We start from the raw sequence: 19,732 nt of genomic DNA on the forward strand, positions 1-19,732 counted from the left end.
TTCGGCTTTCGTTACGCTTCAGATCGCGTCCCGAAACAACGGAACGCAATCCCGCGCTTCTTATTTCGCGCTCAATTGTCGAGCACCTGCCAAAGTGGTTCTTGGATGCCGCAAGGCCTCGCCATGGGCCGTAATTCTACGGAGATTGCGCATCCGCAGCGTTTGGCATCTACTTCAGATTGATTTTGTAGCGAGTTGAATTTGAGCGGCCCATGAGCGTTAGAGCCATGATGGCAACGATCCTTCAGAAGCAAATGGTATTGCGAGGCGTACATTCACTGACGCCTTCTGACTACGATGAAATCGTCAAAGGGCTGGTCGAACAGCTCAGAGAGCTGGAGCTTGGCTTGGCCGCTCGCGAGTTAGCGGACAAGCAGAAGCCGAAGTAGCCTCACATTCTGACACCGCAGATGTGCTTGGTCATCGACGGCGACTCAATATATCGATTTGTCCGCCATGAAACACGCCTCTGCTCGCCCCTTAACTGACCCAGAAGTCGCCGCCCGCAAGTTGGTTGAAATTGCCAGCGGCATCCAGCCCGTGCACGACGGACGCATCTTCATTGAGCTGATCAACGTCCCCTTCTTGAAGCAGGGCGGGACCGGCAAAGAATTCCGTACCGCAGTCGCGTTGGCGCAGGAGCGAGGCTGGTTGGAACTGCATGAGAGCGGCACGTATGTGCGGCTGGTGGCACGTAGCGGGTCTAGCATATCCTGAAGCTGCCGACGACTGCCCGGAGCGACGTTCCGACGTGGCCATAGTTTGGGAAGGCGCGCACAGATCAACGATCAAATAAGCCCCTTCCTGACCTGCGAGCCTAACGCGGAGGTGAAGCGCGTGCACCCGAAGGCCATGCCGGTCATCCGCCCCAAGAATACGACGCCTGGCTGCGCGCACCTTGGGACGACGCAAAGGCGCTGCAGCGTCCACTGCGGGATGGGGCTCTGAAGATTGTCGCGACCGAAGACCCGCCGCCGGCGGGGGAAGGATCTTAAGTTACACGGTCATCATCGGTGCCGACTAAGTCGCCTCCTGCCTTCGGCGCGAACCAGCTTGCAGACGCGCCGGGTTTATCACGTCGGACGTCTCGCCTGCGGTCGCACCAAGGATTGGCACCAAGTGCACTAGCCAAACGCTGTGGTTCTGCTTGTCTGGAGCGCGCCTTGCCGATCTTTCCAGCCCCCAAGCTGCCTTCCCAGATAGGCGAGCACATAGAAGGTCTCGGAGCTTCGCCGCGGCTGGTTAACGCTGGATGGCCCGGACGATGGACGCGGAGGAAGATCGACAACGCGGTTTGGAGTTGGGCCGCCGCTGGGCGGAGCACGCTCCGGCACATGAGCTTGCGACCATGGTGAGCGGCTCGTTCGACGATCTCAGCCAATTTCTGCCATCGGACGTATCTGATCAGTTCGTCGGGGGCTTTCGCGAAAGCGTGTTGCGCGTCTGGCGCGGAGCTTAGGCCTCAGCACAGGGCGAGGCAGCGAGCGTGCGCCGGGGCCCGCTCTCCGATAATTTGCCCGCCATAGTTTTGCAGGAAACGGCCCATTAACCCCCAATGTCCGTCATTATCCTGTCTAGCGCATAGTCGTTATCAACGAACTCACACAGGAGCCGTCGCTGATCTCAACCCGGCGACGGCCCTTCTGTTAATTGGACCGATGGACTATCGAGCTTTCACGAACGACAGTATCACCATGATGTATGAGAGTGTTCGCGGCGCTCTCGCGTCGGACGATGCTCAGAAGGCTGCCGGAGAGAAACCTCGCTTCCAAGTTCGCGAAACGTCTGATTGGCAAGAACATGCCGCCAATCTAGAGACCGAAATGCTTCGGCGGGGTATGTTCTTCGAGATTATTGATTGGTCCGAAGATCAGGGGCGGTTGCCTCTCTAGTTCTGCTTTACGGAAATTTAATGGATCGTTGCCAACGTTGAGAGCATTGCAATCGTCGCGGCGGCGACGCCCGTCTCGCTAACTATTGTCTAGACGTGCTCGGTTGGCAGTCTCTTCATGGGAGAGACCGTTATGCTCAAAGGTTGCATGATTGCTGCTTTCGCGCTGCTTTTTCTGATGCTGTGCGATCATGAAGTATCAAATGGCAAGTATACTGACGCGGTTATCGTCATGGCGAAGCAGATCACGCGTTCGTTCGGCGTCTGACCTTCGTGGCGTCATGAGCGAGACAGATACCCTTGAAGCACTAAACGTCGGAAAATGTCCGGATTGCGGATCGAACAAATTGCGATCCGGGTTGCGTGTTGATATCGCCGAGCACCTGACCTGCGTGACATGCGAAGCGCGTTTCTACGTCGCGCCGCGACCCCCGCTTGCCACGGTGTTCATTCGGCAATAACGGGCGACCGGTGACTTCGTCAGGGGCCTTGCCGAAAATAAGCATGCTTGCAGGGGAGTTTTTCTCCCCCTCTGGGATTGCTGATCCTTGCCCAAGGTCGAGCGGATGAAGCATGCTTATGGCAACGGAATTCGATAATTTCGCGGCGCCTGTGATTTCGCGCCGAGTAAGCTGCGCCCAGCGTATCCGTCGGATACATCAGCAAAATTCTACCGCTCATCCCCTGATAGCAGACATTCTCAGAGGCAGGCGGCAGGTCTCGAAAGGGCCAACAGCGGAAATTGCGCGGTCGATTGTAGGACGATGCGCTGCCGCCGCAGCATTCTGGTGATATGGTCATAAGCGGATCGAGGCTGGGCTGATCGGCCCGGCTTACTTCGCGCAAAAAGCGGGACACCAGGCCGACCATTTCCCGTGGACCAGGACAAAACAGCAGTTTGCTGGCTGTTGTCTATCAACTCCACCGCAGCTGGACTACTTGTTTGCTGAGCTTGAACCGACAGTCGCCGGAGGGGGCGGCATCATGTTCCAGGTGTCGGCGCGATATTTCCAATCTGCGCCATCCCGGACGATGACGCTCATATAGGTTCCTTTGATCTGCTGGCTTCCGGCATCAGCAGACCAGGTACCGGCTTGATAAAGTGAGTTTGGGTCTATCATGTTCGCCTGCGCGACCGGCAGAACCATGTTTTCGAGTTTCTCATTCACCATCTGATCCATGAATTTGCGGATATTCTCAGTGCCGATGATGGGTTGATCCACACCTTGCGGCAACAACACGGCGTCGGCCGTGTATAGCGCGGTGAGAGCGGCGGCATCTTTCTTGTTGAAGGCTTCGATCCACTTGTCGTCGACACGCTGTGCAATTGTTTTGGCGTCGTCCGCGAAGGCGAGTACGACAACGGCGAATGTCACTGCCAATACGCAAAGCATTTTGTTCATGGCTTGCACTCCTTGCATGTGGTTACCTCTAGAAATGCCAGTGCCGCGTCGCGCTTCGAGCGTACTGCTGGAGCTTGTCCAGATGCTTTTCATCGGAGCCTCAATGGCCACGTGGCAAACGAACACATGATTCAGAATGGGCTCCGAGAAAGGCGGAGTACGGAGGTGTCGTTTAGAAAATTTTGAGCCGCGGCTACACCTTCGGCTTCATCTCTTGTCTCTTCGCATTCAGCAAGCGAACGGAAATGATCTCAGGATCAGGTCAGTCATTGCCGAACCCTGATCCATTGCTCATGGCTCGCGGGACAACGAATATTTATTAGACCGGTGATTGACACCAGACAAGACTTAGCACCGGCGCATTGCCGTTCCGGAGAAGTACGGTCAGGAGGATTGACGCACGAGCGCAAGGCGACGCGAACTTCCGGTTCGGGTCATGAGCGTCGGTTGGCCTCTGAGGTGACGACTTCCAGTCTGACCGGATAAGCGGACATCGTGAGATCGAACAGGGATGTCTCGAACAAGCCAGCTCAGTCGATTCGTCGCTGCGGCGCCTAGTCCGCTAGGTCAGGCCCGCGGGTCTCCAACGGAGTAGCCCCTTTTGGGCAGTCATGTTTTCCACTTCATCGGCGTATATTTAACTCGCCAGCCGGGCCGGTTCAGCCCCTTCCAGCCCCAGCCCGGAGAGGCAGGCGGCCCTACCACGCGCGAAGCGAGGCAGGGTCGCTGCGCGTCATACACTCGCGGATGAGGAACGAGGACAAAACTGATCGGTCGGCGCTTGGTTACTGAAAGCCGGTTGCATTCCCGCCTGCCCAGCAAGGGAGGGAGTCGTGATCAAACAACCTCATTTCGACCCTTACTCGGTCCCAGCACGCATCTGTTTTGCCGTTGCGGTTGTCGGTGGCGCGCTGCTCATCGCGGTGGCGATTGTGAGTATCTATTTGATGTAGGCATAGTCGCCTTTGGGTTACAGGCGGACGATCGAAGTTAGGCCAGCAACTGCCTTGAAGGCGGACCATTGCTCCGCGCTCAGCCGGGACAGCTTCGGGCCAGAAGCGGAAGTTTAATTACGCCTCGGTGTCGTAGTCCCTGGGTGTGCCGTCGGCATACACGCTCTGCAATTCGGAGGGGCGCAAACCGCCAACTTTTTTGACGCCGTTTTCGTATCAAGTGCAGTCGTGAGGCGCGTCGTGAATCCCAACGCCATCGGCCTTCATCTCCCTGATCTTCGCGGCATCGATGCTCGCCTTGTGCCCTTTAGACGCATTAAAGTTGCGCCTGTGGTTCACTGCGGCGGTGTGTGACACGCCAATGTACGCCGCTATCCGCCAGGCAACTTGACGCTTCAACGAGCTTAACACTTCGCGCTGTAATTGTCCTTTGGGACAATGTTGATCCAAAGTACATCCATCATCTAACCTCTCCAGCGAACGTGGCGACGTTTTTCTCAATCCGCGCACCAAATCGCATTCGATTTTGGAGGCAACAGTGTTTGTTCGCATCACAGATAGGACTTACCGCCCTAATTCTCTCTCAGACTTCGGCATGACGACCAGTACAAATCAGATCGTCAGCCTAAGCGAGTTCACCTACAAGAAGGGCCGAGAAATTTTCGGTGAGAAGGAGCCCGCTGAATTTGTGTTTCAGGTCAAGCAAGGAGCGGTGCGCACCTACAAACTTCTTTCCGACGGTCGCCGCCAGATCAGCGCGTTTCACTTAGCTGGAGACATCTTCGGACTCGAGAACGGAGCGGTCCATCGCTTTACCGCTGAGGCCGTCACCCAAACCACTGTCCGCTTGGTCCGGCGGCAAAGTCTTGAAGCGGGAGCGGAGACGGATGCAGTCGTCACCCGTAATCTAATCACCATGACGACCGATAATCTACAGCACGCGGAAACCCACATGTTGCTTCTTGGTCGCAAGAACGCGTTGGAACGCGTCGCTGCCTTCTTATTGGAAATGGATCGGCGAATGGTACCTGGGAGCCAAATGTCGCTTCCGATGTCCCGGCGGGACATTGCTGATTATCTAGGCATAACGCTCGAAACGGTTTCGCGGGCACTCTCGCGCTTGAAAGCCGAAAACGTCATCGGCTTCGTCGGTGAGAACCACCGCGAAATTGTGCTCACGGACCGCATTCGGCTCGAGACATTCGATATGCCAGCGTAGCGCTGCGTTCAGTCTTCCTTGAACTTAGCGGTCGGTACCCACCAGCCTTGAACCGACCGTAATCGGCGCGCGGCTGCCAGTGGCGATGCGCATCAACTCCGGTTGCTCCACCCGCGCGACGCGCTCGTCGAGTTCGGCGGCGTGGCAGGCCCGCAAAGGCGTCAACGACTTTGCTGTACTCGGCGGCCTCGCTGGGCGTGACGCTCCCAATTGCCGAAAACACTCATGCTTGCCGGGGAGTTTTTCCCTCCCTCGTTGGGTTGCCGATTCCTGCCCAAGGTCTTGCGGATAAAGCATGCTTACCGTCTCTTGAACTGGAAGGAGAGGCCGCCTTGCAAACGGCATCTCCTTCGTGCGGGAGGCGATGATGGATGAGCGATGTCGTCAAGACCTGATGAACGAAAGCAGGTCGGGGTTGAGGACATCCGCATGTGTGGTGAGCATGCCATGGGGGTAGCCTGGATAAGTTTTCAGCGACCCGTTCTTAAGCAGCTCGACCGCACGCGGCACCGAACTTGCGAACGGGACGACTTGATCAGCCTCGCCATGCATCACCAGCACCGGCACGGTGATCTTCTTCAGGTCTTCGGTATAATCTTCGAGCCAAGAGTCGACGGTTGCGTAATGAGCGAGGGCACCGCCGGCCATGCCTTGACGCCACCAGTTCGCAATGATCGCCTCCGAAGGCTTCGCTCCATCTCGGTTGTAGCCGTAGAACGGATTCTCAGGGACGAAACGGTAGAACTCCGACCGGTTGCCCAGCACGCCTGCCCGGATCGCTTCGAACCACTCCGGCGGTTGACCGGACGGATTGTCATCGCTCCGGTACATGTTCGGCGTCAGTGAAGCGACCAGCGCCGCCTTCGCGACGCGCGCCTGGTGGTGAGCGACATAGCGAGCCACCTCACCGCCACCCGTGGAGTGGCCGATGTGGATCGCGTCGCGCAGGTCGAGGTGTTCAGTCAGGGCCGCGAGGTCGGCAACCCAAGTGTCCATGTCGTTGCCGGTGTTGGGCTGGTCGGACCGGCCGTGGCCGCGCCGGTCGTGGGCGATCACCCGGTAGCCGTGGCGAAGGAAGAACATCATCTGGGCATCCCAGTCGTCCGCTGTCAGCGGCCAGCCGTGGCTGAAAACGATCGGCTGTCCTGAGCCCCAGTCCTTGTAGAAGATGTTTACGCCGTCTGTAGTCGTGATCGTCGACATCGAGTCGCTCCATCTGCGCTGTTAGATCTTTGTTGAAAAGTTTGCGGACGGGGGTCTAAAAAAAGCCGGCAGTCCCAAGCTGATCAGGCCACAGATCGCGCCCCCTGGCTTTCCAAAAGACACGATGTTCAGCGGCCTCGCCGGCGAGCCCTTGCCGTGGCAACACCCGATCGCCGACGCGTTATCGCCGGATCCGGCGCGGCGCTATTCCGCTCCTGCGCATTCGCGCGCGTTTCCCGCTAAATGAGGGACGCCCCTCTCGATCGCGCTGCAGAATTGTCGAGGCCGTACTGAATTGCGATCACGCCGTGCCTATCGGCCTGGAGTGCTGGGATCACTTTGCTGAAGACGATACTATGCTTCGGCGAAGACATTGTTCGTTGTCCTTTTTTTGGTTGAAGACTGCGAAACGGTAATTCCCTCTTTGGCTCCTGACCAAGACCTTGTAGGCTTCGAGCTATGCCTGGAAGATATACGAGGGATCATGGAGCTCCGGCACCTGCGCTATTTCGTTGCCGTCGCTGAAGAAGGCCTTGCCATGGGCAATTGCGGCCAATCGGGAATAGTCCAGGTCGAGCTGTACAACACACGCTAACCCAACGCATGGCAAGATTGCCGCAAGGTGCACCGGTCCGCTTTAGTGCTGCACACTTCCGGAACCCCGGCCGTCCAGGCTTGAACCGGTACTTGGCGACAGATCCATGCCACGCAGCATTCCCTGATCCAGAGGTTCGAGGCATTTAGGCCTCCATGCCGTGAACATGGCACATGCTAAACCTAAACGCCTTTGCTCCTAAAGGGCCATCTTAGCCTCGGTTGGAGTTGTTGCCACTTCGTCGGGGGGATCAAATGCCGCAAATGTCGAATATTCAATTCGCGGTATTTCCGGCATTTGTGCATCTAAAGACAGCCCTTCAGTCCGCACCTACGCGAGCCGACTTAGCCCTCGGATCTACAATCAGTTTCGCTCCCGTTTCGGCGGGCTCTTTGCCCAAACAATTTGATAGCTCTGCGTGGTTTCTGACCACCTTCGTTGACCGGTATTCGCTGGAACAGGCCCGCGCGCTCGTTGCGGCCACGATCGCGGGCGAGACTATCATTATCGGCCCGGTCGCGCGCAGCGGTGCGAGCCGATGATCCCCGACACCAAGAGCGGCCTTCCGGAAATGGCCTGCGTCTCGGCGATGCAGAAGGCGATCAGGCGCAGTCTTGAGCGCGAGGCGATGGTATTCGCCGTCGAACTGATGCACACGTCGCGCGGCTTTCACTCGATGGTCTGCAACAGACTGGAAGTGATCTGCCACGAAGACCTCGACACCGTTGCGGCGCCATGGGTCGTGCCGTTCGTCGCGACGGCGCTGGCGCGGTCCAGAGAGCGCTACAGCAGCAAGATCGGCGAGGCCCGGCTGATGGTCGGCAACTGCACCAGGATCATGTGCAGGGCTCCCAAGAGCCGCGCGGGCTGCCACTTCGCCGCCGCGATCGGACTGCGGTCAATGCTTGAGGATTTCGCGCCGACGATCCCCGACTGGGCCAACGATCAGCACACACTGCAAGGCCGCAAGATGGGTCGCGGCCTCGATCACTTCCGCAAGGAGGGCGCCAAGCTGATCCCGCCGCCGAAGGGTGAATGATCCCTACGAGGATGAAGCCTATCGGTTGCGGGACATCAAACGGCGCAGCAAGTAAGACCTGGACACAAGCAGGACCACGTTTTGCTCCTTCCAACATCACCTTTGTTGGCGGCACCACGTTGCTCCCGCGAACATCATCGTTGTGCGCGGGAGCCCTGCCGCTGACAGTTAGCGGCGGCTTGTTCGATCCGACAATCTGACCTCCCGCATTTTCTGCGGCAGTTTTCCCCGACATTGCCAGCCTCCTGCGGGCGGCGGGCGAAGCTGCCGCCGGGCCGAACAGGGACGAGGCCGATGGCGGCTAAGGCGTCGACCGACCGGACGCGGGGCAAGCCAGCAAGTGGCAGCACTGATTGGGCGACTTAATCAATGGCTATAAAGATGCCGATAATAATCGCTAGCGATACGACGATCACCAGCAGGCTGGTCGTGAGCCACTGGGGTATGCGCTTCGCGGGTTGTTGGGTCATGTATGGCCATAAAGAGGCCGATAGTCGCCAGCGATACGACGATCACCAGCAGGTCGATCATGAGCCACTGGGGTATGCGCTTCGCGGGTTGCTGGGTCATGGCTTGTTCCCTCCGCGAGCCGTATTCTGCCGGAAGAGCGCAAGTGGTTATGAACCAGTTCACATTTGGGGATTGATTTGGGCATCGGCGGCGAGTTGGTTGAGGGTTACCCCAGCGCCCTCCAGCAGTGCCGCTGTGGGTCAACGCGCCAGCAGCAGCGCCACCGCGACCATGACGACGACCAGCGCGATGAAGAACAGGGCTTAGTGCGGAAGTGGTCGGCTTCAAGGGCAACCTTCGTATGGTTCCGTGGCCCCTTTAGATGCCCGACGTTTACGTTTGTTCAATTGAACCGCTGATCGCGATCCTCTTAGCTAGGGTATGCGGTAGCGCTTCGCTATCGCTGCCCTCCTTGGGCGTTTCCTCCCTAGACTTGGGCCGCTTGTGGCAACGCAGGCAGCCTTTCTTTTTGTGTATGCCGTCACGTCCGCAGAGCAGTGTGAGGTCGAGCGCGGCTCTGCTCGTACTTGTCCCGGCCCACTGCCATCGCGCTCACATCGCGCAAGGCCATTGTGTACGAGATGGTACATAAGTTAGGCCGCTGCGAGCATTTGCAATATATTTACGCGGCGCGATCGCGCGGTCCCCGCGCTTTGGTGCGCTCTCCAAGGGACCCTGCCGACCGATTGCGGAGGGACCGCTACAACTTCACGCGCCCGGACAGCGTCACGCGCCGCACGTCATCACGATCACGACACTGCCAAGCTTACCTGTTCCGTTAACTTTTCATTAACCGGGTCCGCGCACCATCGATCCCGTTCTGAGGGGACACTGCGTCGCTTCTTGTCTTGTCGCCACGCATCGTCACCACGACGCGACCGTGCGTCAGCATCAAGCGCACGACCCTCACCAATCCCTCCCGCTGGTTTCCGGCGGAACGGCATCACGCCACCGGGTCACCATCGCCAGCGCTCGCGCGCATCGCCTGATTTGGTTGTTAACAATTCGGCGATCTGAGCAATATTGACCAGCGGCGGCGGAACTCGAAGCGCATGCTGAGGCCATCACCGCCCCGCCATCGGCATCCATCGGTGACTGAGAGATCGGTAACGCTCCCGCCCAACTAGGGGAGAGCATTATGCCCACGACGCATTCCGACGTACTCTTCAGTCGCGCTGAGACCGGAATTATACCCTGTCCGCGTTGCAGCGAGCCCATGAGGCTGACTTGCATCACGCCCGGTGCGGAAGGCTACGATCTAAGGACCTTTGATTGCGAAAGGTGCGATAGATCGAAATCCTTCGTGGTCAAAATCTAACTCGGCGACGGCCTAACCCACCCTTCGCGCGCAAATCGCGTCATCGCGACCGACGACGACAACAGCGCCATCACGGCGCGGACAGGCGCGGCATCACGGCATCGCGTCACGTCGAGCGCGCCAGCATCACGACGACGGACAGGCGACCGGGAGCGACGGGCAGGCGTCTGGCGTCAGGCGCGAGGCCGTACAACGGGCCGTTGTCAAATGAGCTGCATCACAAGGTGAATGACCTGCGGCTCCCGGCTGGGCGCAGGCTGGAACCCGAACTTGCTAAACACCTTCCGCATGGCGGTGTTCTCCGGCAGCACTTCCGCGATCAATTCCGTCAACCCGGCGTCGCGCGCAATGCCCGCCAGATGCCGCATCAGATGCGACCCGATGCCTTGCCCCTGATAGCCGTCCATGACCATGAAAGCCACCTCGGCACTGCCGGGTTCAACAACGATGTAGCGCCCACCGCCGACGATGGTGGGGCGGCCATCCTCGTCAGCCAGCGCAATCAGGGCGACGTGATTGCGGAAGTCGATCCTCATAAAGAAATCGATTTCCTTCTGCGGGAAGCCGCGTTTCGCCACGAAGAAACGCCGCCGTAGCGCCTCCGTGCTCGTGCGCCCGATTGCCGCGAGCATGTCGTCCTCGTCATCCGGCAGAAGCGCCCGGATTTCAATCGGACGCCCATCGCGGAGATGTTCGATGGCGCGATAGCTATCAGGCATGATTATCTCCCTGCTGTCCGCGAAGATTAGAAGCTGCCACGCCGGCGTCGAGCGCGCCACCATCGCGCCAGCGTCGAGGCCGCAGAAAGGCCGCTCCGGGCAAACCGGGACCGCCAGCGCCATGTGAAACTAGGGCCTATTAGGGCCCGGCAGGTTCGGGAGGGCCTTTAGTTGAACGGAGCCAGACGGAATATGCCTACGTTTTCAGTACTTCCGCCGCTTTCAACAGACCGAAGAAATAGCTGGCGGAAAGGACCACACGGTTTTGCCGTACGCACGGCCCGCCATTTCGCCGCGGTTTTTCCAGCCCTGTCGACGGAGCCGGAAACCTGCTGGCGAGACGAACCTGACAGCGCCGTTCGTCCGCACGAAGCCTTGGGGCTCACGGAGAGCAATCCGCCCTGCCCCACGCCTCTCGCGCCCGACGCTGCCGCGTCCACCGCAAGCCCGGCTCGCGAAAATGACGACCACATGATCGCCCCTCAAGGATGAGCCGGGATAGGTGAACACATACGACAAATCCGAATTTCGGTAAAGTGGAATATTTTTGTGAAAGGGGATTGACCGGGCGGCGAGACAGGGCCGGTGTTATGCCCGACGGGCGAGCCCGGGGACCTGCGCTCCCTTGCAGCGTTCGGGGAACTGCTGCGACAAATCGTGCACATCAGGACATAAAGTCGCGGCAATCGTCGGGCTTGTCGACCGCGCCCTCCTTGCCCCCTGCTTTCCGGAGTTCTCATGATTTCTGCCGACCGGCCGGCGACACGGCTTGCGACGCGACTTGCCTTCCTCGTCGCGGGCTTCGGCATCGCGTGCTGGGCGCCGCTGGTGCCGTTTGCGAAGGCGCGGCTCGGCGTCGACGACGGCGTTCTCGGCCTGCTGCTGCTCAGCCTCGGCATCGGCTCGGTCGTCGCAATGCTTCTGACCGGAATCATGAACGCGCGCTACGGCAGCAGGCCGATCATCATCGCCGGCGGGCTCGGTCTCGCCCTGGTCCTGCCTCTGCTGGCCATCGCGAGCTCACCGGCAGCGCTGGCGCTCGCACTTTTCGGCTTCGGCGCCGCGCTCGGCTCCATCGACGTCGCCATGAACATCCACGCGGTGGAGGTGGAGCGCGCAGCGAGACGTCCGCTGATGTCCGGCTTCCATGCGCTGTTCAGCATCGGCGGCTTCGCCGGATCCGCGCTGATGACCGCGCTGCTCTCCTTGCAGTTCGGCGCCCTCGCCTGCACGCTGATCTGCTCCGTCCTGATGCTGATTGCGATGCTGGTCACCTGGCCGCGCCTGCTCCGCTCCGTGCAGGTGCAGGAAGGGCCGCTGTTCGTGCTGCCGCACGGCTCCGTGCTTCTGCTCGCGCTGCTCGGCGCCATCACGTTCCTGGTCGAAGGCGCGGTGCTCGATTGGGGCGCACTGCTCGTCATCGGTGCGGGCCTCGTCTCCGAGTCGCAAGGCGGGATCGGCTATATCGTGTTCTCGATCGCGATGACGATGGGTCGGCTCGGCGGCGACGCCGTGGTCGCGCGCATCGGGGATCGCACGACACTGTTCTGGGGGAGCATCATCGCGGTTGCGGGCTTCGCGGTGCTGCTCACGGCTCCGGTTGCGGCGGTCGCCATGGCCGGCTTCCTGCTCATCGGCCTCGGCGCCTCGAACCTCGTGCCGGTGCTGTTCCGCCGGGCAGCCCGGCAGACGGCGATGCCCACGGGGCTCGCTGTCGCGGCGATCACGACCGCAGGCTACGCCGGTATCCTCGTTGGTCCCGCCGGCGTCGGCTTCGTCGCACGTATCGGCGGATTGCCGACGGCGTTCTGGCTCCTGGCTGTGCTGATGGGACTGGTCACGCTGTCGGCGCGCATCGTCACGGCGGAGCAGCGCGAGGTATCACCAGTCGACGCGTGAGCTCATGACTTGCTCAATCCAATCGATCTGATCACGGGCGCCAGGCTTGCCGTTGTCGCATCGATAATGCGCTGGAATTTATCCGGACTTGAATCGCTGTCCGGCTCCATGCCCTGGGCGCGGTAGTTCGCCTGAAGCGCCGGATCGGCCATGGCGAGGCGCGTCGTCTGCGCGATCCGATCGATGATCGCATCGTCGGTGAGTTTGGGAGCAAAGATGCCGAACCAGCCCTCATATCTGAGATCCGGCATGCCGGATTCGACGGCGGTCGGAATATCAGGCGCGCCGCTCAGCCGCTTTTCGGTCGTGACCGCAAGCAGCCGGATCTTGCCGGCCTCGCTCAGCTGCTGCAACTGGACCGACATCACGGCAATGACGAGCGAGATCTGGCCGCTGACGAGGTCGTTGGTCGCCTGCGAGACGCCTCGGTACGGCACATGGACCATGTCCAGCGCGCCCGCCTGCTGCTTGAAGGATTCACCGACCAGATGATTTCCCGTGCCGATGCCGGGCGTCCCGTAGGACAGCTTTCCCGGATTGGCCTTCGCGTAGGCGATCAGCTCGCGCAAATTCGCGGCAGGGACCGACGGATGGACGGCGAAAACCAGCGCACTGCTGATCAGGCGGTAGATGGCGCGGAAATCGTCAGCGGAATAGCCGGGATTTGCCGAGGTCAGGGGAATGATGACCTGCGTGCTGCCGTTTCCGAGCAGCAGCGAGTAGCCGTCGGGATCCTCGCGCGCCACCGCGGCAGCCCCGATCGCGCCGCCCGCACCGCCGATATATTCCACGAAGGTCGGCCCGAGCAACGACGACATCTTGTCCACCCAGGGACGCCCGATCTGGTCACCCGCTCCGCCGGCTCCGTACGGCAGCACCAGACGAATGGAGCGAGATGGATAGTCGGCGGTCTGCCCGCTGCGCGGAATCGCCGCCAGCGCCGCTGCGCCTGATAACGCATGGACGAATCGTCGCCGCGAGAAGGAAGGCATGTCCGAATTCCGGAAGTCGGTTGTCATTGTCGAGGCGGGACCGGCTCCCGAACCAACCAATCGCAGCAATCCGCCACCGGCGTCAATGCTCCGCCCCGACAAGTCCCGGCGCGGTCGCCATGGCATGGCGACCTAACCCCTTACGTTCCAAGTCTTATTTCGGCGAGCCGGTGACGATCCAAGCGATCTGCGCAGGTCTGCCAGCCATGCTGCTTTCGGACAGTTTACTGTACGCTTCGTTCTGGTAGACCAAAAAGTAATACCTTTTGACTCCCGTGGTGGGGGCGATGGCGCGTGCCAGAGCATAACGAAGACTCGGCCATTTCGTTTGGGCCCTTTCGGCTGTTCCCAAAGTCCCGGCTCTTGGAGAAGGAGGGCTCGCCGCTTCATGTCGGCGGCCGCGCGCTCGATATTCTCATCTTCCTGGCCGAACGCCCCGGTGTAGTCGTCGACAAGAGGGAGCTGGTCAAGCGCATCTGGGCCGACGTCAATGTCGACGAAGGCAGCCTGCGCTTCCATGTCGCAGCGCTGCGCAAGGCGCTCGGCGACACCGGCAAGTCCGCCCGTTATGTCGTCAATGTGCCCGGCCGCGGCTATTGCTTCGTCGCCTCGCTCGCTAAGGCGGCCCCTCCGGTCGCGCCGGTCTCCTCCGACATCGCCCCTCCCCGCCTGCCCGTTCAGCTCGCGAAGATGATCGGACGAGAGGAGGTCATCGAGAAGATCTCCAACGGACTGTCGCTCTATCGCTTCATGACCGTGGTTGGCCCGGGCGGGATCGGCAAGACCGCGGTCGCCGTCACCGTCGGGCATCGGCGTTCCCAGGATTTCGGCGGCCGCGTCTTCTTCGTCGACTTCGGCCCACTGAGGGATGCCAGCCACATAGCAACCACCATCGCCTCCGCGCTCGGGCTGACCATCAACGCGGAGGATCCGACGCCGGCCTTGCTGACATTTCTCAACACCGGGCCGGCCCTGCTGATCTTCGACAGCTGCGAACACGTGCTGGATGATCTGGCCCCGCTGGTCGAGCGCATCGTTCGCGAAGCGCCGCAGCTTCGTGTTCTCGCCACCAGCCGCGAGTCGTTCCGGAGCGATGGCGAGCGGATCTTCCGGCTGTTCCCGCTGGATTGTCCGCCGGAACGCGAAGACCTTGGTGTCGCCGAGGTCCTCACCTACCCCGCGGCCCAACTCTTCGTCGAGCGTATTGCCCAGAGCTCGGGTCCGTTCCAGCTCAGCGCAGAAGAGGCCCCGCTCGTCGCGAGCATCTGCCGGCGCCTCGACGGCATTGCGCTGGCGATCGAGCTCGCGGCGGGCCGCGTCAATGCCTATGGCATCGCAGGCACGGCTTCCCTGCTCGACAGCCGTTTTTCGCTGCAATGGCGCGGACGGCGCACGGCCGTGCCGCGGCACCAGACACTCGCCGCAGCCCTCGACTGGAGCTACGACCTGCTGCCCGCGGCCGAGAGCGCCACCTTGCGGCGACTGTCGGTATTCGCCGGGCCCTTCGCGCCGGAGGCCGCTGCCACGGTCGCGGCCGGCGACGGCGTCAGCGAATCGGAGACTTTAGAGGCGATCGACAGCCTGGTCACCAAATCGCTGATCTCGCCGTCGGGCTCGCGCACGCTGCGCTATCGCCTGCTCGACACCACGCGCACCTACGCGCATGGCAAGCTCAACGAGCTCGGTGAAACCAGGCAGTTCGCACGGCGCCACGCCGAGCATTTTCGCGATTTCTTCGAGCGCGCCGAGGCCGACACGTCGACGCCGCTGCCCGAATGGCTGCACGTCTACGGCGCGGAGCTGGACAATGTGCGCGCCGCGCTGAACTGGGCCTTCGGGCCCGACGGCGATCCGGCGCTGGGAATCGCGCTGACGGCCGCCGCGGTCACGCTGTGGGTGCGGCTTTCGCTGTTCGCCGAATGCCGCGAGCGCACGAGAACGGCACTCGCCGCGCTCGGAGACGGCGGCGACGACCGCGTCCGCATGCAGCTCCTGTCGGCGCTCGGCTGGTCGCTGATGTATGGCGAGGGCCGTGCGCGCGAAGCGCGTCCGATCCTCGAGACGACTCTCGAGCTCGCCGACAGGCTCGACGACAAGGACTTTCGCCTGCGCGCGCTCTGGGGCCTGTGCATCGACCAGTTCAACAACGGACAGTTCGGCAAGGCCCGCGCACTCGCCGATCGTTTTGCGAACGCGGCGGCGAATTCTCACGACAAGTCCGACCTCATGCTGGGCGACCGGCTGATGGCCGTCGCGCTGCATTATCTCGGTGACCAGAACGACGCGCGGGAACATATCGACCGGGTGAACGCGTCGCTGCATGTGCTGGCGGAGAAGCCGAAGATCTTCCCGCTCGATCTCAGGATATCGACGCAATATTTCCGGGCCCGCATTCTCTGGCTGCAAGGCCTCGCCGACCAGGCGCAGGCGCTGGCCGCGCGAAACATCGAGGAAGGCCTCGCCAACGGCCACGCGCTGACCTTCTGCAGCGTGCTGGGTCAGGCGGCCTGCCCGATCGCCTTCTGGGCCGGCGATTTCGACGCCGCGGAACGCCACGGCACCGAGCTGCTCGAACACGCCGAGCGGCACGCGATCCGGCTGTGGGGCCTGTGGGCACGCGCCTTCAACGCGGCAGTCGTTGCCAAGCGCGGCGACGCCGCGACCGGCCTGCCGCTGCTGCGCGAAGAGCTCAACCGCGCCGGCGATGCGCGCTTCCTGCCGCGCTTTCTTCCTCTGCTTGGTGAACTCGCCGCGTGTTTCGGCGAGGCCGACCAGGCTGATCGCGGCCTGGAGATGATCGAGGACATCCTGGCGCGTTGCAACGACCGCCAGGAGCGCTGGTATCTGCCGGAGCTGATCCGCATCAAGGCCGAATTGATGCTCAAGCAGACGAAGGGCCTGCCCGCCGCCGAAGCGGCTTTTCGCGAGGCGATGGACATCGCAACGCAGCAGGGCGCGCGATCGTGGGAGCTGAGATGCGCCATCAGCATTGCCCGGTTCAGGCTGGGACAAGGCCGCGATGCAGAGGCGCTGGAGGTTCTGGAAACCATTTGCCGGCCGCTGACCGAGGGATCCCGCACCGCCGACATGCGCGAAGCCCAAGGTCTGATTGCGCAGCTCCGGAGCTGAGGCTCACCGCTCGGCCTGTCCCCCGACCATGCGCGACGATGCGGTCTAGCCTCCCACGGCGGCCGCGCGCCGCGGCAGCTTCCAGCCGGGCCGGATGAAGTGACAGGTGTAGCCGTCCGGATAGCGTTCGAGATAATCCTGGTGCTCCGGCTCGGCCTCCCAGAAATCGCCGGCGGGCGTGACTTCGGTCACCACTTTGCCGGGCCACAGATGCGAGGCCTCGACGTCGGCGATCGTGTCCTCCGCGATCCGCCTCTGCTCGTCGCTCGTCGTGAAGATCGCGGAGCGATAGCTCGTGCCCCAGTCATTGCCCTGACGGTTGAGCGTGGTGGGATCGTGGATCTGGAAGAAGAACTCCAGCATCGTCCGATAGCTCGTTTTCGCCGGATCGAAGATGATCTCGATCGCCTCGGCGTGGCCCTCATGATTGCGATAGGTCGCGTTCTTCACCTCTCCGCCGGTGTAGCCGACGCGAGTCGAAATCACCCCGGGCTGCTTGCGGATCAGATCCTGCATGCCCCAGAAGCAGCCTCCCGCCAACACTGCGCGCTCTGTCGTCATATCTCCGCTCCCAATTGATCGTTCGGCTCGCTCGCACCAGCCATTCGATACGCTCTATATCACATGGCGTGAGCCGGGCATTCCCGCAAATCTCCATCCGGCTCTTCTCGGGCTACCGAAGCTTGCGCAGCTTCAGTTTTCCCGATCAGGGCCGGATGGGCAACTTGTTTGACGACGCGGTCAGGTCAGCTTGGCGTCGAGCGTGATCGCGGCGTTGAGCACCTTCGACACCGGGCAGTTCTTCTCGGCCTCGCCGGCGATCTTGGCGAAACCGGCGTCGTCAAGGTTCGGCACCTTGGCGCGCAGCGTGAGCGCCGACTTGCTGATCTTGAAGCCCTTGCCTTCGGGCTCGAGCGTGACGGCCGCTTCGGTCGAGAGCTCGTCCGGCGTGAAACCGGCGAGCTGAAGACCGAAGGCCAGCGCCATGGTGAAGCAGCCGGCATGGGCCGCTGCGATCAATTCCTCGGGATTGGTGCCCTTCTCGTTCTCGAAGCGCGTCTTGAACGAATACGGCGTCCCGGCGAGCACGCCGGATTCACTCGACAGCTGGCCCGTGCCATCGCGACCGGTGCCCTTCCAGACTGCTGTTGCCTTGCGGATCATCTCAATTCTCCTTGTTTAATTTCAGCACCGGCGCTCGGTACCGGCCGAAGGCGACATCAGCGTGACCGCCTGTCGCCGGCGCGCGATGACCAAGTCATCGCGCGCCGCGAACGGAGAATGCCGCAATTTCAGGACGGCAGCGGCTGACCGGCCTGCTCGCGCACGATGTAGTCGGCGTACCAGTCCGCCCAGTTGTCGTCGTGTCCGCCGGTTCGCTTCTCGTGCTCGCCATGCGCCACTGACGCGCTGCGCAGTGCCGCCGCCAGATCGGTCTGCGAGGGGAAATTCGTGCCGTCGCCTGCGATGCGTCCGGGCAGTCGTGTGGTGACCTCCTGGAACAGCCAGCCATTGCCGTCGGGATCGCTGAACGCGGCGAAGGAGCCGTAGCTGCCGCGCATCGGGTCAGCGCCGCTGACCCGGATACTGCCGAACAGGTATGGCTCGTCCGGCCCGGCATGAACGTCGCCGCCGCCGTGGAACGGCTCGCTGACCGCTATGCCGCGGTCGAGCAGATCTTGTCGCGCGGCCTCCAGATCGGAGACGATCAGATACAGGCCTCGCGCCGAGCCGGCCGCTGCCGCCGTGACGTTCCTGCCGAAGATCACCGAGCAGGCCGAGCCCGGCGGCGTGAACTGGATCACGCGCCAGTCGCCGCCAGAGGCAAAGTCGGCGTCCAGTCGCCAGCCGAGGCGCATGTAGAACGCCTTGGCGCGGTCGACGTCGGACACCGGGATGACGACGACCTCGAGCTTCAGATCAACGCTGCGCGATGGCGAGGGCTTGGTCCCGGCTTCGCGATCGATTTCGAGTGTAGCCATGTCGAACTCCCTGGTGTGAGGCACGGGTTCGCAACCGAACCCATTCAATGCAGGCTCAACTTTGCTTTACAGGCTCAACTTTGCGCAGAATGGCGAATGCCGCTCGTTATCGAATGCCTGGGCTCGTTAGCGGTTCCGGACACAGTCGAACTTCAAGCAGCCGGCATCACGATGGTCACCCGCGTGCCGCCCTCCCCCGCCTCGCCATGCAGCCGCGCGTGGATGCTGCGTGCGAGCCCTTCGAGAATGCGGCTGCCGGTGCCCTGAAGCGGCCCGATGGCGCCGATCCCGTTGTCGGCCACCGTGCAGACCCAGGCGCCGTCGCAGTTGGCGAGGTCGATGCGGATCAGCGCACCATTCTTGTTCGGGAAGGCATGCTTTGCCGCGTTCGTGACCAGCTCCGTCAGCATCAGCGCGAGCCGATGACATTGCGATGCCGGCAGCACGCCGTTCTCGATCGCGGCCTCGCAGCGGATGCCCGCCGGCTCCAGCACGGCCTCGGAGATCGCTCCGCAGAGATTTTCGAAGAAGGCCCCGACGGGGACCATCGATTGATCGCCGTTGTCGGACAGAAGCTGATAGAGCCTGCCGAACGCCACGACGCGCCGCTCGAACCGATCCACCGCAAGCGACACGTCCCTGGTGCCGGCCCGCGTGAAGTCGCGACGGACTGACGCACCCAGCAGCGTCAGCGTGTTCTTCATGCGGTGGTGGGACTCCCGCAGCACGAGTTCCCAATCGCGCGACTGATCGTCAAGGCTGCCGACGAATTGCGATCGCGCGGCGCTGCCGTTCGACATGGAGCCGATAGCGGACATGATAGCCTCCCCGTTGGAACAGGACCTAACTCGAAGGCCATACTGGATGCATCGCGCGCGAT

17 protein-coding genes and 2 pseudogenes are annotated in these 19,732 nt (G+C 61.7%); 9 read left to right on the plus strand and 10 right to left on the minus strand.

Annotated elements, in window-relative coordinates:
* Positions 1–227 precede the first annotated feature (227 nt).
* The 5 genes and pseudogenes from E4K65_RS47555 (at position 228) to E4K65_RS47560 (ending at position 2,159) form a co-directional block, all read left to right on the plus strand.
* Entirely contained in the window at positions 228–389 is a 162-nt protein-coding gene (locus E4K65_RS47555; RefSeq protein ID WP_167771163.1) for a hypothetical protein, read from the plus strand.
* Between the two features lie 67 nt (positions 390–456).
* The gene (locus tag E4K65_RS27260; RefSeq protein ID WP_135176739.1) at positions 457–717 is read left to right on the plus strand and encodes a hypothetical protein; all 261 of its coding nucleotides are present in this window, start codon (positions 457–459) and stop codon (positions 715–717) included.
* Positions 718–798: 81 nt separating this feature from the next.
* A pseudogene (locus E4K65_RS48835) lies at positions 799–995 on the plus strand (SOS response-associated peptidase); the annotation flags it as partial.
* Between the two features lie 257 nt (positions 996–1,252).
* Positions 1,253–1,459, plus strand: coding sequence for a hypothetical protein (locus tag E4K65_RS27270; protein ID WP_135176740.1), 207 nt, complete (start codon positions 1,253–1,255; stop codon positions 1,457–1,459).
* A 550-nt stretch (positions 1,460–2,009) separates the two neighbouring features.
* Positions 2,010–2,159, plus strand: coding sequence for a hypothetical protein (locus E4K65_RS47560; protein WP_167771164.1), 150 nt, complete (start codon positions 2,010–2,012; stop codon positions 2,157–2,159).
* 667 nt (positions 2,160–2,826) lie between these two features.
* On the opposite strand, the gene E4K65_RS27280 is transcribed toward E4K65_RS47560, so the two are convergent.
* The gene (locus E4K65_RS27280; RefSeq protein ID WP_167771189.1) at positions 2,827–3,294 is read right to left on the minus strand and encodes an SgcJ/EcaC family oxidoreductase; all 468 of its coding nucleotides are present in this window, start codon (positions 3,292–3,294) and stop codon (positions 2,827–2,829) included.
* 1,491 nt (positions 3,295–4,785) lie between these two features.
* On the opposite strand from E4K65_RS27280, the gene E4K65_RS27285 reads away from it, so the two are divergent.
* Positions 4,786–5,466: a helix-turn-helix domain-containing protein gene (locus tag E4K65_RS27285; protein WP_135176743.1), complete on the plus strand. Its 681-nt coding sequence runs from the start codon at positions 4,786–4,788 to the stop codon at positions 5,464–5,466.
* A 384-nt stretch (positions 5,467–5,850) separates the two neighbouring features.
* On the opposite strand, the gene E4K65_RS27290 is transcribed toward E4K65_RS27285, so the two are convergent.
* Together E4K65_RS27290 and E4K65_RS49800 are read right to left on the minus strand one after the other, a co-directional pair.
* Positions 5,851–6,669 (minus strand): alpha/beta fold hydrolase, encoded by an 819-nt coding sequence (locus E4K65_RS27290; protein WP_135176744.1) that lies wholly within the window; start codon positions 6,667–6,669, stop codon positions 5,851–5,853.
* Positions 6,670–6,944: 275 nt separating this feature from the next.
* Positions 6,945–7,043 (minus strand): annotated as a pseudogene (locus tag E4K65_RS49800) (alpha/beta hydrolase); the annotation flags it as partial.
* Positions 7,044–7,802: 759 nt separating this feature from the next.
* On the opposite strand from E4K65_RS49800, the gene E4K65_RS27300 reads away from it, so the two are divergent.
* On the plus strand, positions 7,803–8,303 hold the full coding sequence (locus tag E4K65_RS27300) for a hypothetical protein (protein WP_135176745.1): 501 nt from the start codon (positions 7,803–7,805) through the stop codon (positions 8,301–8,303).
* A gap of 366 nt (positions 8,304–8,669) precedes the next feature.
* Here E4K65_RS27300 and E4K65_RS27305 read toward each other — a convergent pair whose 3' ends face one another.
* Together E4K65_RS27305 and E4K65_RS27310 are read right to left on the minus strand one after the other, a co-directional pair.
* Positions 8,670–8,873: a hypothetical protein gene (locus tag E4K65_RS27305; RefSeq protein WP_135176746.1), complete on the minus strand. Its 204-nt coding sequence runs from the start codon at positions 8,871–8,873 to the stop codon at positions 8,670–8,672.
* Positions 8,874–10,334: 1,461 nt separating this feature from the next.
* Positions 10,335–10,850, minus strand: a complete 516-nt coding sequence (locus E4K65_RS27310; protein ID WP_135176747.1) for a GNAT family N-acetyltransferase — start codon at positions 10,848–10,850, stop codon at positions 10,335–10,337.
* Positions 10,851–11,588: 738 nt separating this feature from the next.
* Here E4K65_RS27310 and E4K65_RS27315 point away from each other — a divergent pair.
* Positions 11,589–12,749: an MFS transporter gene (locus E4K65_RS27315; RefSeq protein WP_135176748.1), complete on the plus strand. Its 1,161-nt coding sequence runs from the start codon at positions 11,589–11,591 to the stop codon at positions 12,747–12,749.
* A gap of 2 nt (positions 12,750–12,751) precedes the next feature.
* Here E4K65_RS27315 and E4K65_RS27320 read toward each other — a convergent pair whose 3' ends face one another.
* Positions 12,752–13,741 carry a Bug family tripartite tricarboxylate transporter substrate binding protein gene (locus E4K65_RS27320; protein ID WP_135176749.1) on the minus strand — a complete coding sequence of 330 codons (990 nt, stop codon included), beginning with the start codon at positions 13,739–13,741 and terminating at the stop codon, positions 12,752–12,754.
* A gap of 294 nt (positions 13,742–14,035) precedes the next feature.
* Here E4K65_RS27320 and E4K65_RS27325 point away from each other — a divergent pair, with 294 nt between their 5' ends.
* Positions 14,036–16,870, plus strand: coding sequence for an ATP-binding protein (locus E4K65_RS27325; RefSeq protein WP_135176750.1), 2,835 nt, complete (start codon positions 14,036–14,038; stop codon positions 16,868–16,870).
* Positions 16,871–16,915: 45 nt separating this feature from the next.
* Here the strand turns inward: E4K65_RS27325 and msrA are convergent, their stop codons facing one another.
* The 4 genes from msrA to E4K65_RS27345 all read right to left on the minus strand — a co-directional run bounded on the left by msrA (position 16,916) and on the right by E4K65_RS27345 (position 19,670).
* The gene (gene msrA / locus E4K65_RS27330; RefSeq protein ID WP_135176751.1) at positions 16,916–17,431 is read right to left on the minus strand and encodes a peptide-methionine (S)-S-oxide reductase MsrA; all 516 of its coding nucleotides are present in this window, start codon (positions 17,429–17,431) and stop codon (positions 16,916–16,918) included.
* A gap of 180 nt (positions 17,432–17,611) precedes the next feature.
* Positions 17,612–18,034 (minus strand): OsmC family protein, encoded by a 423-nt coding sequence (locus E4K65_RS27335; protein ID WP_135176752.1) that lies wholly within the window; start codon positions 18,032–18,034, stop codon positions 17,612–17,614.
* A gap of 128 nt (positions 18,035–18,162) precedes the next feature.
* Complete coding sequence (locus E4K65_RS27340) at positions 18,163–18,852, minus strand: VOC family protein (RefSeq protein ID WP_135176753.1); 690 nt, start codon at positions 18,850–18,852, stop codon at positions 18,163–18,165.
* Between the two features lie 152 nt (positions 18,853–19,004).
* Positions 19,005–19,670 (minus strand): sensor histidine kinase, encoded by a 666-nt coding sequence (locus E4K65_RS27345; protein WP_135176754.1) that lies wholly within the window; start codon positions 19,668–19,670, stop codon positions 19,005–19,007.
* Positions 19,671–19,732 lie beyond the last annotated feature (62 nt).

This window comes from Bradyrhizobium niftali (assembly GCF_004571025.1).
Taxonomy (GTDB): domain Bacteria; phylum Pseudomonadota; class Alphaproteobacteria; order Rhizobiales; family Xanthobacteraceae; genus Bradyrhizobium; species Bradyrhizobium niftali.

Bases quoted from the DNA above. Each gene is read 5' to 3' on its own strand.
- E4K65_RS47555 (WP_167771163.1), top strand. From the start codon at position 228: ATGATGGCAACGATCCTTCAGAAGCAAATGGTATTGCGAGGCGTACAT.
- E4K65_RS27260 (WP_135176739.1), top strand. From the start codon at position 457: ATGAAACACGCCTCTGCTCGCCCCTTAACTGACCCAGAAGTCGCCGCC.
- E4K65_RS27270 (WP_135176740.1), top strand. From the start codon at position 1,253: ATGGCCCGGACGATGGACGCGGAGGAAGATCGACAACGCGGTTTGGAG.
- E4K65_RS47560 (WP_167771164.1), top strand. From the start codon at position 2,010: ATGGGAGAGACCGTTATGCTCAAAGGTTGCATGATTGCTGCTTTCGCG.
- E4K65_RS27280 (WP_167771189.1), bottom strand. From the start codon at position 3,294: ATGAACAAAATGCTTTGCGTATTGGCAGTGACATTCGCCGTTGTCGTA.
- E4K65_RS27290 (WP_135176744.1), bottom strand. From the start codon at position 6,669: ATGTCGACGATCACGACTACAGACGGCGTAAACATCTTCTACAAGGAC.
- E4K65_RS27300 (WP_135176745.1), top strand. From the start codon at position 7,803: ATGATCCCCGACACCAAGAGCGGCCTTCCGGAAATGGCCTGCGTCTCG.
- E4K65_RS27305 (WP_135176746.1), bottom strand. From the start codon at position 8,873: ATGACCCAGCAACCCGCGAAGCGCATACCCCAGTGGCTCATGATCGAC.
- E4K65_RS27310 (WP_135176747.1), bottom strand. From the start codon at position 10,850: ATGCCTGATAGCTATCGCGCCATCGAACATCTCCGCGATGGGCGTCCG.
- E4K65_RS27315 (WP_135176748.1), top strand. From the start codon at position 11,589: ATGATTTCTGCCGACCGGCCGGCGACACGGCTTGCGACGCGACTTGCC.
- E4K65_RS27320 (WP_135176749.1), bottom strand. From the start codon at position 13,741: ATGCCTTCCTTCTCGCGGCGACGATTCGTCCATGCGTTATCAGGCGCA.
- msrA (WP_135176751.1), bottom strand. From the start codon at position 17,431: ATGACGACAGAGCGCGCAGTGTTGGCGGGAGGCTGCTTCTGGGGCATG.
- E4K65_RS27335 (WP_135176752.1), bottom strand. From the start codon at position 18,034: ATGATCCGCAAGGCAACAGCAGTCTGGAAGGGCACCGGTCGCGATGGC.
- E4K65_RS27340 (WP_135176753.1), bottom strand. From the start codon at position 18,852: ATGGCTACACTCGAAATCGATCGCGAAGCCGGGACCAAGCCCTCGCCA.
- E4K65_RS27345 (WP_135176754.1), bottom strand. From the start codon at position 19,670: ATGTCCGCTATCGGCTCCATGTCGAACGGCAGCGCCGCGCGATCGCAA.